Origin of the sequence: Streptococcus sp. HF-1907 (genome assembly GCF_015594605.1) — a bacterium.
Classification (GTDB): Bacteria; Bacillota; Bacilli; order Lactobacillales; family Streptococcaceae; genus Streptococcus.
The window spans coordinates 64,608-77,693 of record NZ_JADNQT010000003.1; the positions used below are offsets into that span (position 1 = coordinate 64,608).

The following is a 13,086-nucleotide window of genomic DNA, read 5'->3' on the forward strand; positions in this document are numbered from 1 at the left end:
CCTCCCTTAAAAACAAAGGGTGTTGCCACCCCTTATTTATTCAGCAGCATCTTCTACTGTTTCAGTATCTTCTGCTTTCTTTTTGCGTGTTGTCTTTTTAGGTTGTTCAACCTCAGCGCTTTCAGTTGTATCAACTGGTACAAGTACAGCATCAACATCTGGGAAAGTTAGCTTGAGGTCTTTATTGACCTTTTCAGCATAAGCTGGCTCAAGGTCAATAATCTCATCAACAATCACATCTTTACCCAGTGATTGAAAAACTAGGTTTTTTGTTGCTTTATAAAGTGCCATTATTTACCTCCTATACAACTGTCCCTGTGACTTTAACAACTGCTTTCTTGTTGTCATCCAAGATGTAAGTACCACCTTTAGCAGCTGCTTGTAATTTCACACCGTCAAACTCCGTTGCTTCAATAGTACGGGCTGTTGAAATACCAACAAACGGAATAACAATTCCATCTGGTGAGAATACCGCTAAAGTACCCGTTGGCAAATATTTTGAAGGTGTTTTCTCAAGGATAAAGTCCTTGTATTTGAGCAAACCATTTGTATCAATAGAAACGCTTGAACCTTTAGCAGAAGTGTTTGATGCCATGTCAACAATTGCACTATGCAATTCAGACCGAAGATAAACAGTAATGTCCACAGCCACTTCTAAATCCGTATAGTAGGCATCCAACTTGTTGAATAGGGATTTGATTGTCTTTTCTTCAAAGTCTGTAAGTGCCTCTGTTTTACCAGCGTTTTCCGCTAGGAATTTACCAATTTTAGTGTTCATTTGGCGTGTCTGTGCCTCTGATTGCAATTTCAGACGGTCAGCAACAGCAGCATCCAAATCGTTGTTGACTGTGTAACGGTCAAGCCCTTCATGAATTGAAAGAGTATAATCATACTCAACATCTGCGTTGTCATATTTGACTTCCGTCATATTTCCAAAGCGTGATTTTGCTCCAGAGCCATCACCAAATCCACCATCATTTTCACCTGTTGAATAAGTACCGATGACAACTGGAGTTGCGTTTGTTTTAACAGAGAATGCTTTGGCGTTTTCTTGCACACCATCCAAAATTTGAATAGGGGCTAGAGTTTTGGCAAATGCTTTACGAATACCAAATACTGTTTGCAGCATGCCCGCATACTGCTTTTCATAGCGGCGGACTGGATTATTTTGATTACCTGCCATTATATGTAATCTCCTTTCTTTTACTTGCCGTAGCTATCCATGATTGCTTGGAATGGGTCAGTATTATTTGCACCATTTGCAGCTGGATTGCCGGGTGGCACAATGTTAGGGTTAGGCGTGCCATCTTCATCTGCTTTAAAAAGATATGGGTCACTTTCCTTTAAACCTGTGATGATGTCATCTAGTTTTGGCTTGCCATTTTCATCAAGTTCAATGGCATCAACATCAATGAACTTCATTAAGGTTGATGGATTGTGTGCGGTGGTATCTTTCAAAGCAAGAGTGATAGCATTGACCTTTTGAATTTGTGCAAGTTCAGCAGCTGCATCCGCTTTGTATTTGTCATATTCAGCTTGCAATTTATCAAGCGCCTCTTTCTGTTCAGCACTTGTATTCGCATCTGCTTTCAATGTCTCAAGCTGTGCCTCTGTGTTTTGCAACTGTGATTTAAGGCTATCTCTCTCTTGTGTGATAGTTTCCAGAGCTGATTTACTGGCGTTTAAATCTTTGCCATGCAAAGCAAATACCTCTTTAGCCTGTTCCTCTGTCAAACCAAGATTAAGTAGCTCCTCTGTTGTAAATGCCATTTGTACCTCCTTAGTTCTTTTTTAGGTGGACAACTCCCACCAAAAAGCAAAATATTATTTACTTTTTCAGTTTACTTTGAATAGGATGGGATTTTTTACGGTTTCATGGCAACAAAAAAACACCTAGATTTCTCTAGGTGTCCATAAAAAAATATTAAAGAAAGTTGGGCTACTTTCTCATATCATAATACTTTTGAACTAAATTTCTTTTTTCTAGTTCTTTTTCAAACGCTTGAGCTTCTTCAAGAGAAAGTAAGTCCAATGTAATACTAACTTTTAGCAACTGCTCATCTGTAAAACTAGAAAAATCTATAAGCTCTGATTTCAATTCTAACGAGTCTATGTAAGCCATCGCTTCGGCTAATTCCATGACATTACTCCTCTCTAAGGTTCATCTCTAAAACGACGCCCCCTTTGTTCTCTTTCACACTAATTATATCATACTTAGCATTTCTAGGGATAATTATTTCACTTTCATCATCGTTATCAGTGAAATAAATATTACTTCCTTTAGGTATGTTGATGATGGTTTTGATATTTCTATTTGTAAAGAAATTATACTTAGGAATGTAACTTGTTGACGTATAAGCATCATTACTAAAAGTAGCTTTCCCAGAGTTTAGCATATCAGCGACGCTATCATAACTCTTTAGTAGTTCAGCATTACTTGAGACAACAGCTCTATAATAAGGTTCGTCATCAAAACGGTTTACTTTTATATTTCTAAGCGCCTTATTCTTCTGAATAACACCATCCAACGTTGATATGACCTTGCTTTGTTCTTTGGTTGGCGCAATTTTCCCACCACTTCTCAAGGCTGCATTGATTTCAAAACTTTCATTTGTTGCAATATATCCCATGCTATCAAAATTCTTAGCATAAATTATTTTGCGCTCTGGAACTGTGATTTTGCCTCCAGCTTTTTTAAATTTAGGTATATCCGACTCTTTAATATAATGATATTCTGATAATTTACGCTCTAGTTTAACCTTATTATTAGCCTTGCTTGTTGGTGTTTCATATAGGCGTTCTCTAGAGTAGTCACGGCTCAAAAAATCATGACTATCAACAAGATTTCTGACCTTACCTTGCAAGTTTCGCAACTTTAACCGCTCTAGGGTAACTAGGTCATCATCTCCCAACTGTTTTGCAATGTGCAACCTTTCTTTTTGGTTTCTGATAGCCCTCTCTGTTGCTCTCTGCTTAGCCTCAATGCGTGCATTTTCTTCCGCCTGCTCTGGTGTGAGGTCTTTAAGATAGTCTGGTAGGTCTGGTAACTCATTGACACCAACGATAAACGGTGTGAGGTAGTGACCGCAATGCGCACCAAGACACCCACCAGCTGTACCATAGCCGTAATCAAGCAAACTATGGATGGTTACGCCCTTTTCTGTCCTACCAACTCCTTTAGTGACTATCTTGCCTTGGATTGGTGCACAAGCCTCCCTTGCTGTACGCTTTATTGAGTAGTAAAAGGTGTCTATGCCAAGCTCTTCTGCTGGTCTGGTGCGCATGTCATTATAGACTTTGAAAGTAGTGGTTTTAATGATAGCCCTAGCATAGCTATCAGCTCGCCACTCTCTGCCAGCGCTATCAGTAAAACCTGTAAAGTTCTTTTTCTGCCAGCCCATAATAGTATCTTTTAAGGCTCTGTCAGCTGTCTTAGTACCTGTAACTACTTGTGCTACTGTCTGCTCAACTACTGATTTAAAAGTTTTCTGTACGCTTGCTGGTAATGTTGTATTGATAAGGTTAAGGTCGCTTACTGCCTGTTGCGTGTAAGCCTCTAGGGCATCCGTCACACCATTTCTGACCGTGCCACTAGCTGACCTACCCAAATCCTCCTCAAGTTGCTGTTTGGTGTCCTTATAGACCTTTAAGCCCTCGTTACTGATAACATCCCGCAACAAATCCTCTGCTATACCTGTCCGCTCAACAATGATTGCTAGTGTTTCCTCGTTGAGCATGTGCATATCATTTAGCTTTTCTAACTGCCAGATATAAGGATTTTCTTGCAAGTCAGCCTCACCACGCACTATAAGCCTATTTATCATGCTATCAAACAGCTCTTGCTGCATTCTTGCGTAAATATCAGCGACCGCTTGCATGTGTAAAGAAAATTGCTGGTCATTTAGGGTTGGGCGTTTCTTCTTTTCGCTCATAACTAACCCTCGCTAACTACCTCATAAGTTTCATGGAAAATATCTGGCTTGCATGGGTAAAACTCGCCATGCACTCCTTTAATGATATAATCACCTTTTTGGGCTACCATATCCCCCTCAAGTGTTGGTATCACAATACTTAAATCAGAGCATAGAGTATTTTGCCCAATAAATCCCTTGATTTCTTCATAATTTGAGCCAACAAATCTAATAGCCTCAATTACAACTGGTTTTTTCTTATACTTCGCCATTGTCTACTGTCTCCTTACTGTTTCCTACTGTGCTTTTCTGCATTCTACTGTATAGAGCAAGTTCCGCATCGCTTTCTGGCGGTAACTCGCCATTGATGTCAGCAAGTTCAGCAGCTGCCTCTTCTTCTGTGATATTAAGAGTTTTGGCAATGCCTCGTTTTTGTGTGGCAAAACCAGCTGATACCATTTTCATCCAATAATCAAGCTCTGCATGGCGATCAGTAAAGACACCATCATCAAGATTGACAGAAATATCATCTAATTCTGGGATGCTTCCTGTGTATAACCCAACAGCCTTACCAAGTTCACACATTGAAATACAAAGCTCTTTGATGGATTGCTCAACCAAAGCTACAATACTATTGCGCATTTGATATGTATCACTGTTCTCGCTGACAATCTCTGTTGCTGTCTTAACGCCTTGACCATCAAAGGTAAACATGCCACTTGATACCCCTATCTGCATCTCAAACAACTTCAATCCCTCTGAAATAGCTGAAATATAGTCAGATGACCTGATAGGCGTTGTAAGGTCAACAATATTACCACTATCCATATTGCCAGCCCCTACTTGCATATAAACATTTTGCTCAACCTCAAAGCGGCGTTTAAAGGTGATGTTACCTTGTTCATCTTGTATTTTGAGCTTCGTCATTTGTTCTGGAACTAATACACGCCTTTGCCCCATCTTAATCTCCCACATAAATTCATCATATGTACGGTTGATGAAATCAATGGTTGTTTTTGCATTATCAAAGATGGATAGACCAAGCGGACTATTGATGTCCTTGTTGTTCATGCCTGGTGTCTTTAGGTAGGTGAATAATGGGCGCGATAGGTCTTTCAGCACTGTTACTGGCTCAAGGTCTGGATAGAGTTCTTGTAAGTTCACGCGCTGACCTAGTGCACTATCTGTATTTGATTTGTACAGTTCATTGGTGATACGGTATAAGCTCTTGTCCTTTGTACTGCCATACTCGTTACCATCCTTGGTTACCCACTCATGAAACTCAACCAAGGTATAATACATGTTTGTTTTACCCTCTGATTTGATGGTTTTGGTCAAGATAGCAGCACTTGATACATCCTGCGTGTTGCTCTGTAACGGCAAGAAAACGGGTGCTTGGATAAATGCCACACGGATTTTATCACCATCAACATATGGACGCATAGCAAGACCACCCAAAGCTAAAGCACTCTCTAAGTATCGCTCAAAGTTCTTATTAAAGCGATCATTGGTTAGCATGTCATTTAGAAAGTTATTCAGCTTGTCATCATCTGCTGAAATCTCTGCTTGCTCATTATAGACCAAGCTGGCAATCTTCTTGGCTGCTGTGCGTGCAATAGGTAGATGATGTAGCTTGCGTGTCTTAATGTCTCCATCTGTATTGATGTAAGTTATATCATCAAATTTAGATTGATAATAACTTAGATTGTGTTGAATACGGCTAAATTCTGCTTGCGTAACAGCTACCTTTGGATGGTCTAGGATGCTACTTAAATTTGATGTCGTCATGTTATACCTCCCGCGGTTGAAAAAGTCTTTTACTTTTTGTATTAGGCTCATATCTGCCCTCCTTACGAATTACCCACGCGCAAACCTAATATCTTAGCATTATCCAAAATAAAATACTGGGCAACGTCGCATGTATGGTCGTCTTCTTTGATGACGTTTGGGTTATCTGATTTGATGGTCTTTTCATCCCACCTGTACATTTTGTGTTCTTCGATGAATATCTTGTTATTCTCTGCATTGAGATAGTAGAACCTACCTTCTGCAAGTAATGATTGAAAACTATCAATCATAGTAACCTTTTTGAGTTTGGCTACTGGATGCCATTTGATAGCAAAGTCAAGATACATTTGGTTTCTTAACGCCCCCTCTGCGCTATCTATCGTGTACTGTAAAACAGGTACTTTATACTGTCCGACAATCTTCGTAGTAAAGTAGTAAATGTCCTGTGATAACTGGCTAGGTGCTTTTTTAACCACTTGACCTGCTGGACTGTAATACCACGTATCAAGCAAGATAACCTTACCTTTAGCTGTAATACCAAAAGCGCACACGGCTGTTGCTGATTGCTGATGACCTCCATCAAGTGCGAATGATATACCTATCAGCTTGTCATCAGATGGCAAAGTATCGATTGGATGGAATGTAGTCATGTTATATACATTGTTACCAAGCCCTACCGCCTCACCTAGATAAAGATACCTATAATAGTCATAGTCGTTTTCTTTAATACGCTCAATATCTTCTAGCATCTGCTCTGTTACAAACCCTAACTCATCATCAAGATAAGTGCTGGAATGCGCTAGATAGTTTTGATTAGTTTTAATACTTTCAAACCACTCATTGATCCAACTGTAAGGATTGCGTGGTGGGTTGTAAGACCAAAAAAATTGTACAAATTTGGCGCGTGGATGTTTCTGGCGCATAAAGGTCACGTTTGATTGGTCAAAATCTTCTTGATTGCTAAACTCTGCCGCCTCTTCGTACCAAACCGCTATGATATTGCCAATGTCATTTGATTTCAGTTTTTGGAAATCATCTTGACCGTAAAAGTAAAAGGTTGAACCCGTCTTTTTATGAGTTATCTTAAACGGGCTTACAGTCTTGTCAAATTTCCTAGTAGCTCCAAACATCCCAATAGCCCACCACACTTTGTTAAACACACTATCACGGATTGTATTTGCTACCTTACGAATGATAACCACGTTAGCTGTCTCTTTGGCTCTGATGTATCTAAGCATCATGTAGACCAGCTTTAGGACGATTACAGACGATTTAAAAGAGTTTCGCCCACCCTTTAGGACGTTGTAAGGTTTTGGCGATGCCCAAACAGAATAAAAGTGAGGGTTTATATTATCCCTTTTGATAAATCTAGGTTTTTTAGAGGTCATCTATCAATCCCTCCAACTCATCTGCTTGGTCATCTACAATAATAATTTCACCATCTCCATCGTTATCAACATTCAATTGTTCCTTGAGTTTAGCCAGTTCTAATTCAAGTTTTTCTGACTGTTTTGCCGTTGGGTAACGTTTGAGGATTTCAGTAACCGCCTTGATAACGGTGGCATTATCAGCTTTCTTTGTGTGCCTTTCTACAACGCCAGACAACGGATTCATCAATAGCACCTCTTCATCTCTCTTGCCTCTTGCAATGTCAGACAGAATAGATAGTGCCTCTTCGGCATCCATGATGTTCTTTTTATGCAGCTCTGCCATCTGCTCATCAATGTAGATTTTGATTGTAGTATTTTGTAGTAATTTAGATGCGTTTGTGTTGGCGTATTTCTCTGTATAACCTGCTGCAATAGCGGCTTGGGTTGCGTTGCCAGTCTTTATGTACTCGTCCGCAAAGCGCCTTTGTCGTTCATTCATGGTTACCTCCCTCCAAACAAAAAATCACAAGTAGAAACTACTCATGATTTCATTGTATATGTTAGAAAAGGGGATGTTTTACCATTATTTTTGCAACGGTATGTGCTTGTATGTGGCATAGAAATATTTATCAAACCACTTGTTTAGGTGGGTATAGGCTGGACTTGGACTTAGATAAAGGATTTTTTGACACGCACCAATAACATTGATATTCTCGTAAACATAGACCTCTTTAATGGTTTTAAGCATCTTCCTATCAGACTTGCTAACAAATTCTGCTGTAACTGTTTTGAGGTTTACATAAAACGCTGCTTCTTCTGTGTTATTGGTCAAGAAACTATCATGTATCATCTGCTCTAGTACAGTCTTTTTAGGATTTTTCTTATCCCTCAAAAAATACCACTTGAGCCAGGTGATTTCTCTACGGTGGATAACTGATAGGCGCTCTATTTTCTTCTTAGTCATTTATCAATCTCGAATTGTACCACTTTGATTACTTTGGGATTTAGTAATATTCCTCTATCCTCTCCTAAAATAACCGTATGTCCATTATTCATTTGAGATAAAATTTTTGTTTTGATGGTTTCAAGCTGTGTGTCATCATTATAACGTGCCTCTGCCTTAAAATCATCACACGTAGCGGTTACTTTAATCATTTTTTACCTCCTCAATATCAAATACTAACCTATAATGCCCTTTTTCATTGCTCAATCCACCATAGACAAATGACATCATCTTGATTACCTTGTGATTGTCATCTGTCCAAATACCAGCATCTGTCATACCATCAATTAGAGCTTTAACAGTTGGATAAAGGTTAGGTGGATCAAGTCGTGACCTCGTAGGGCTAAACACCGTTACAGTTACCTCACAAGGATTTGAGGGGCTAAAAGCTGCCCTCTCTTTGTCCTTGGTTGCCATTGTGTGCCAATAGGCAAATTTCCTTACACGCTTAGTCATCTTAGCTTTGATTTGTGGATGAAACCTATCATTGCTATTGATAACCATGTTTAGAGCTTTTTGCCTGGTGTTTCTGGGTAAAGAAAACTCAAACCTCATTTGATACCCCTAATTTGACTTTTAGCCTCACTCATCATCTTTACGGTGTACTCGATACCACCTATAAAGAAATCATGTCCCATCTTTTCAATTCCAGGTGGCATGTCATGAAATTCTTTACGCATCATTTCAGTTGCGAGTGTAAGGCTCTTTTCTATAAAATCAATACCTTTTAACATTTCCTTTTTCTCACGCTCAAGGCGTTTTTTCTTTTGTCGCTTGTTCATGATTATTTACCTCTAAATGTAATTCTGTTGCATCCATTCTAATAGTATTGCTACCTCTGAAATTGATGTTTCTTTCAAATGAGTTACAATGAAAAATGATTGTTTGGTCAAAAATTCTTATAACTCCAATACCATTAACAAGTATTCCTTTATGTTTCTTCATCAATTTACGATAATAAAGTTTATTGATGAAATTTCTAAACCACTTCATCTACTCACTCTCCAATTCTAACGGTGTTTTATTGCTATCAATGCCACGCTGTTTCAAATAATCTGGGGCATCATCGCCAACATTGATACTCTCATACTGTTCTTTCGTAACAAGAAACTTACCATAAGCGCCAATTGTCACTGTATAATGCCCCTCAATGATACTCTTGTCAGTCACTTTGCCGACTAATTCACTGCCTGCATTATCAACTTGGTAAATGATGATAGGCTTTCTTTTTTTTAGTGTGGCTACCTGCATTTGCAATGATGTTATCTGTGGTTTGTAATAATGCTTTGAAATCATCATACCTAAATTTAACATTGATACTGCAAGCGAAAGAGCAACTATTGATAAGATAAGCCCTCTATTGTTCATCTCAACCTCCTATAATCTTGATAGCTATGTAAAGCAAACCGATAGCATAAGCATCAACGATAAGCCAAATTACTTTATCTAGTGTGCTTTCCTTAAATGTCTTACTGCCAGCAAAGAAAATCAATAAAGCAAGTAAGATACACGCGCTGACAACCATAAATTTATAAAAACCAGTCATACTAGTACCTCAACTTTGTAACCTTATAGATTTCAGAATAGGCTTGCAAGCTACTTTTAAAGCGTTCAGCCTCTCTTTTTGTCTTAAACTCATGGCGCACATGCTTAATTACTCCATCCCTAGACTTAATTGGTATTTGGACGACCCAGCACATGCTACTTACCTCCCAATTCATCTGCAAGTTTCTGCATAATCAAAGAGAGCTGCGCTTTTAATTTTGGATCTTTGATGTCCTCGATACCCTCGATGTCTCCAGATTTGACATTGACAGCAATGTTGCCTACAAATGTTGCATCCTCATCTTCGCTTTCATCTTCATCACTAAAGATATTTTCAAGCGCCTCATCGGATGTTTTGCCTTTCAATAGGTCAACCAAGCTATGTGAAATGTTATGAGCAAAATTTGCTAATTCAAAGGTATCTGCATCACCCTCAATCAAACCTTTAACCATTTCAGATTTGGCTGCTTGGTGTAGCTCCATGGTAAACTCTTTCAAGTTCTCTACGATAGTTTCAGCTGATACTGTATTTTTAGTTCCTTTTGTCATGTTGTTTTTCCTCCAAAAAATCATATATCGTTGTTTGATAGTCGTTGTTTTTAAAATAAACTGGTTTGAAACGTTGAAAGCATCTGCTCCTGCGATTTCTTATAAAAATCTTTTTTGATTTCAAAGCCATAGGCATCCCTATTCATCTCAATAGCAGCCCTTAATGTTGAGCCACTACCTGCTACTGGGTCAATAACAACATCACCCTCATCGGTAAATATTTCAATCAATCGCTTTAGGACTGGTATAGGCTTTTGTGTGGGATGAATGGTTGGATAAGAGCTATCCTTTTCCCAGGGGGCATGATTGAGTATCATAGCCCCACCATTGTTAAATTTAGGTAGCTTGTCACGGTATAACACTGTTGCCTCTTCTACTGCTCCAACAATCTTCATATTGGCTTTCAGCACTTGAGGGCTAGATTTTTTTGTGAAATACAGTGGGTAAGCATTATTGAAACCATGCTTTTTGCCACATTCAATGACCATCTCACGCTGTTGCCAGGCGTGAAAGACAATCATAGCTGGCGCCTTACCTTTTTCTTTAGGTTCTTTCTTGAGTAGGCGACTGCAAAAGTCAAAGAAATTATTGATTTTAAAATCATTATCCGTATCAAAGAATGATTTACCCGCAAGTTTACTCTCACCATTGCTGTTGTCACCATCTTTATACCAACGTGGATCACTCGCATAAGCATTATTGCCTAGGTTGTAAGGAATATCAGCAATGATAAGCTGTGCTCTAGGGATGTTGTAACGTTTAGCATTTTCAAAATGGTCATTATAAAGCTCACATTTTATTTTTCTATCTAACTTCATACTAATCCATGTTCCTACAATCAAATTTCCAAAGTAGTCTGATTATTCTGATTTTCAATCTCGATTCTGAGATTAGTTGGTGGCTGCCATTGTCTCCAGTAGCTATATGCCCGATCAATGTCTTTCTTCTTGAGTAAGTCATACCGTGGGACTTTAAACAACTCTTTAAACTCTCTCATAGCTTGACGAAAGACTTTCTGACGTAGCTTAGAAGTGTTGTAAGCTGGCGACTCATAACCACCCATACAACGGATAACCGTCTTGTTGCGCTCCTTGGTCAGGTCATGATTGATATTAGGATTTACTGGTTGCTCCTCCTTTAAATAAATGAGGTCGTTCTTCATTTCAGCCTGCTCTTGCTTGAGTTCTTTTTGGGTCTGGAATAATTGAATAAAGGCATCTTCGGTTGTCAATGCGTTGCTTACTGGTGCGATATATGCCCCATGCTTACGAATAGCTGGAAGGACCTCATTGGTTACCCAATGCTTGAACTCTCTTGCGCGTGGGAGCTTGCTACCAAAGACAAGCGCATAAAGTCCGCTTTCGTTGATGATAAGTGTTTCTTGTACTCTTCCCATACTATCGGTGATGCCCTGTTTTAGGGCGTCATCTTTATCAACGTGTTGAGCAATTGCATTACGTGCTTTTGCATATCCAAGGGCATCTGTCACATCGGTGCCAACAAAGTAAGGCTTCCCATCAATTTCAAGTGTTCTAATTTCTCCAAACTCCGCATTAGCAAAAACTTGTAAATCCATCATCTAAACACCTCTCCGCCATTTTTAAACCAGCCGTTTTCAATAACATGTTGAGCAATCCTGTATTGCGTATCACGCCTTTGATAGTATGCTACCTTTGCCTTTGCTTTTTTTACTTGATTGATAGCACATACTGTAATGATGCCTGCCCATGTAACGGCAAGACAAACTAGTAGTAATAAAATAATGTTAAGTGTCGTCATCTTGTGTATCCTTTTCAAATTTGTTGAGTATGGTCTGAAAAATATTTAACAATAGCTTTTGTGGGATATTTGACCGCTCATTGTATGATTTAGAAAAATTACCCCATTCAACTTCTGCTGGGTTAATCTCATTGTTGAGATTGAGAAAAAGGTTGCTTGCAAATTTAGTTGGTTTTTGCAATGGGTAATCATAATTGTTGTATCGTGTTGGGTTTTTATATGGTAAATGAAAGCCTATGATTTGCTCTATATACTTCCATAGCCTACCAGTAGCTGGATTTTCAATAATCCAGTATTTAGGCTGATACCGCTTGATGATTTCTATTGTGTTAAATGCACAAAGCTCACCATTGACACGTTTCATAAATTGCCGATCATACTGGTAGTTGTTATAGGCATCCTCATAGTCTTTATTTGCCCTAATGGTAAACATGCTAGGTGGTATCTGTGGTTCAAACAAGCTATCTGATAAATCTTCCTGTTTCCAACAAGCATTACCATTTGCTATTGCACTAGCATTAGACCAACTTTCACAAGGTGGACTTGCTATAATTAGGTCTGGATGTGGTAGCTCGTCAAGCGTATCAAATAGCCTGTTATCCCCGAATAACCTTGAGTAATCAGCTAAATTGAGGGGGATAAAATGATTGTTCTTGTTTTCTATATCAATCCCTACGGGATAGACTTCAATCTTCGCACCCCCTGAACTATTGAGCGTGTTGATAGCTTTAGTGTATGAACCATTGCCGCTATCAAACAGCGCCCAAACTATCATCTTACGCAATAGATCACCCCTTTAACCTATTTCTGATTGTGAAAGAGTGTGGGGTAAAACCACTTTCATCCTCAAATACATCTTTGAACTCTTGATTGATTTTTCGGATGTTCATCGGCTCGTAAGCGTGGAAATAAAATCCGTGCTTATCCACATAGCCTTCCACACCAGTTGCCCAACTCAAAAATACAGATTGTTTACATGATGGACATGTGATGCCTTTTCTGTGTGGGGCTGTTTTTAAAATCTTACAAAATCCACAAAACGGACATTGCAAATCAACTTTTACTCTGTTCATTCGTCATCTTCATCTAATTTAACTAATCGCCTTTATAGAGGGCATACTCTTTTTCTGGTTGTACCATA

At 38.9% G+C, this 13,086-nt stretch carries 22 protein-coding genes and 1 pseudogene; all 23 read right to left on the reverse strand.

Features of this window, described 5'->3' with window-relative positions:
* Positions 1-36 precede the first annotated feature (36 nt).
* The 23 genes and pseudogenes from IYQ92_RS03130 to IYQ92_RS03235 all read right to left on the reverse strand — a co-directional run bounded on the left by IYQ92_RS03130 (position 37) and on the right by IYQ92_RS03235 (position 13,018).
* Complete coding sequence (locus tag IYQ92_RS03130) at positions 37-291, reverse strand: hypothetical protein (RefSeq protein WP_195675294.1); 255 nt, start codon at positions 289-291, stop codon at positions 37-39.
* 10 nt (positions 292-301) lie between these two features.
* Complete coding sequence (locus IYQ92_RS03135; protein ID WP_195675295.1) at positions 302-1,183, reverse strand: phage capsid protein; 882 nt, start codon at positions 1,181-1,183, stop codon at positions 302-304.
* A gap of 20 nt (positions 1,184-1,203) precedes the next feature.
* Positions 1,204-1,770: a phage scaffolding protein gene (locus tag IYQ92_RS03140; protein WP_195675296.1), complete on the reverse strand. Its 567-nt coding sequence runs from the start codon at positions 1,768-1,770 to the stop codon at positions 1,204-1,206.
* 169 nt (positions 1,771-1,939) lie between these two features.
* On the reverse strand, positions 1,940-2,140 hold the full coding sequence (locus IYQ92_RS03145; protein WP_195675297.1) for a hypothetical protein: 201 nt from the start codon (positions 2,138-2,140) through the stop codon (positions 1,940-1,942).
* Between the two features lie 4 nt (positions 2,141-2,144).
* Positions 2,145-2,630: an ADP-ribosyltransferase gene (locus tag IYQ92_RS10200; protein WP_229311290.1), complete on the reverse strand. Its 486-nt coding sequence runs from the start codon at positions 2,628-2,630 to the stop codon at positions 2,145-2,147.
* Positions 2,631-2,789: 159 nt separating this feature from the next.
* Positions 2,790-3,932 (reverse strand): annotated as a pseudogene (locus IYQ92_RS10205) (phage minor capsid protein); the annotation flags it as partial.
* A gap of 2 nt (positions 3,933-3,934) precedes the next feature.
* Positions 3,935-4,183 (reverse strand): hypothetical protein, encoded by a 249-nt coding sequence (locus IYQ92_RS03155; RefSeq protein WP_195675299.1) that lies wholly within the window; start codon positions 4,181-4,183, stop codon positions 3,935-3,937.
* Positions 4,170-5,750, reverse strand: coding sequence for a phage portal protein (locus tag IYQ92_RS03160; RefSeq protein ID WP_195675300.1), 1,581 nt, complete (start codon positions 5,748-5,750; stop codon positions 4,170-4,172). Before IYQ92_RS03160 ends, IYQ92_RS03155 begins: the two co-directional genes overlap by 14 nt.
* A gap of 11 nt (positions 5,751-5,761) precedes the next feature.
* Positions 5,762-7,087: a PBSX family phage terminase large subunit gene (locus IYQ92_RS03165; RefSeq protein ID WP_195675301.1), complete on the reverse strand. Its 1,326-nt coding sequence runs from the start codon at positions 7,085-7,087 to the stop codon at positions 5,762-5,764.
* Positions 7,077-7,568 (reverse strand): terminase small subunit, encoded by a 492-nt coding sequence (locus tag IYQ92_RS03170; RefSeq protein ID WP_195675302.1) that lies wholly within the window; start codon positions 7,566-7,568, stop codon positions 7,077-7,079. The genes IYQ92_RS03165 and IYQ92_RS03170 overlap by 11 nt, the downstream gene beginning before the upstream one ends.
* Positions 7,569-7,652: 84 nt before the next feature.
* Positions 7,653-8,033, reverse strand: coding sequence for a hypothetical protein (locus tag IYQ92_RS03175; protein ID WP_195675303.1), 381 nt, complete (start codon positions 8,031-8,033; stop codon positions 7,653-7,655).
* Positions 8,030-8,224, reverse strand: coding sequence for a hypothetical protein (locus IYQ92_RS03180; RefSeq protein WP_195675304.1), 195 nt, complete (start codon positions 8,222-8,224; stop codon positions 8,030-8,032). Before IYQ92_RS03180 ends, IYQ92_RS03175 begins: the two co-directional genes overlap by 4 nt.
* Positions 8,217-8,627, reverse strand: a complete 411-nt coding sequence (locus IYQ92_RS03185; RefSeq protein WP_195675305.1) for a hypothetical protein — start codon at positions 8,625-8,627, stop codon at positions 8,217-8,219. Before IYQ92_RS03185 ends, IYQ92_RS03180 begins: the two co-directional genes overlap by 8 nt.
* The gene (locus IYQ92_RS03190; protein WP_195675306.1) at positions 8,624-8,854 is read right to left on the reverse strand and encodes a hypothetical protein; all 231 of its coding nucleotides are present in this window, start codon (positions 8,852-8,854) and stop codon (positions 8,624-8,626) included. The genes IYQ92_RS03185 and IYQ92_RS03190 overlap by 4 nt, the downstream gene beginning before the upstream one ends.
* Entirely contained in the window at positions 8,823-9,017 is a 195-nt protein-coding gene (locus IYQ92_RS03195) for a hypothetical protein (RefSeq protein ID WP_195675307.1), read from the reverse strand. The genes IYQ92_RS03190 and IYQ92_RS03195 overlap by 32 nt, the downstream gene beginning before the upstream one ends.
* 48 nt (positions 9,018-9,065) lie before the next feature.
* Complete coding sequence (locus tag IYQ92_RS03200) at positions 9,066-9,440, reverse strand: DUF1372 family protein (protein ID WP_195675308.1); 375 nt, start codon at positions 9,438-9,440, stop codon at positions 9,066-9,068.
* A gap of 1 nt (position 9,441) precedes the next feature.
* Positions 9,442-9,618: a hypothetical protein gene (locus IYQ92_RS03205; RefSeq protein WP_195675309.1), complete on the reverse strand. Its 177-nt coding sequence runs from the start codon at positions 9,616-9,618 to the stop codon at positions 9,442-9,444.
* A 155-nt stretch (positions 9,619-9,773) separates the two neighbouring features.
* A complete protein-coding gene (locus IYQ92_RS03210) occupies positions 9,774-10,166 on the reverse strand; it encodes a hypothetical protein (RefSeq protein WP_195675310.1) in 393 nt (130 codons plus the stop codon).
* A 50-nt stretch (positions 10,167-10,216) separates the two neighbouring features.
* A complete protein-coding gene (locus tag IYQ92_RS03215; protein WP_195675383.1) occupies positions 10,217-10,984 on the reverse strand; it encodes a DNA-methyltransferase in 768 nt (255 codons plus the stop codon).
* A 20-nt stretch (positions 10,985-11,004) separates the two neighbouring features.
* Positions 11,005-11,745, reverse strand: coding sequence for an ORF6C domain-containing protein (locus IYQ92_RS03220; protein ID WP_229311280.1), 741 nt, complete (start codon positions 11,743-11,745; stop codon positions 11,005-11,007).
* The gene (locus IYQ92_RS03225) at positions 11,742-11,945 is read right to left on the reverse strand and encodes a hypothetical protein (RefSeq protein WP_195675311.1); all 204 of its coding nucleotides are present in this window, start codon (positions 11,943-11,945) and stop codon (positions 11,742-11,744) included. The genes IYQ92_RS03220 and IYQ92_RS03225 overlap by 4 nt, the downstream gene beginning before the upstream one ends.
* Complete coding sequence (locus IYQ92_RS03230) at positions 11,932-12,720, reverse strand: DNA methyltransferase (RefSeq protein ID WP_195675385.1); 789 nt, start codon at positions 12,718-12,720, stop codon at positions 11,932-11,934. The genes IYQ92_RS03225 and IYQ92_RS03230 overlap by 14 nt, the downstream gene beginning before the upstream one ends.
* A gap of 13 nt (positions 12,721-12,733) precedes the next feature.
* On the reverse strand, positions 12,734-13,018 hold the full coding sequence (locus IYQ92_RS03235) for a hypothetical protein (RefSeq protein WP_195675312.1): 285 nt from the start codon (positions 13,016-13,018) through the stop codon (positions 12,734-12,736).
* Positions 13,019-13,086: the final 68 nt, after the last annotated feature.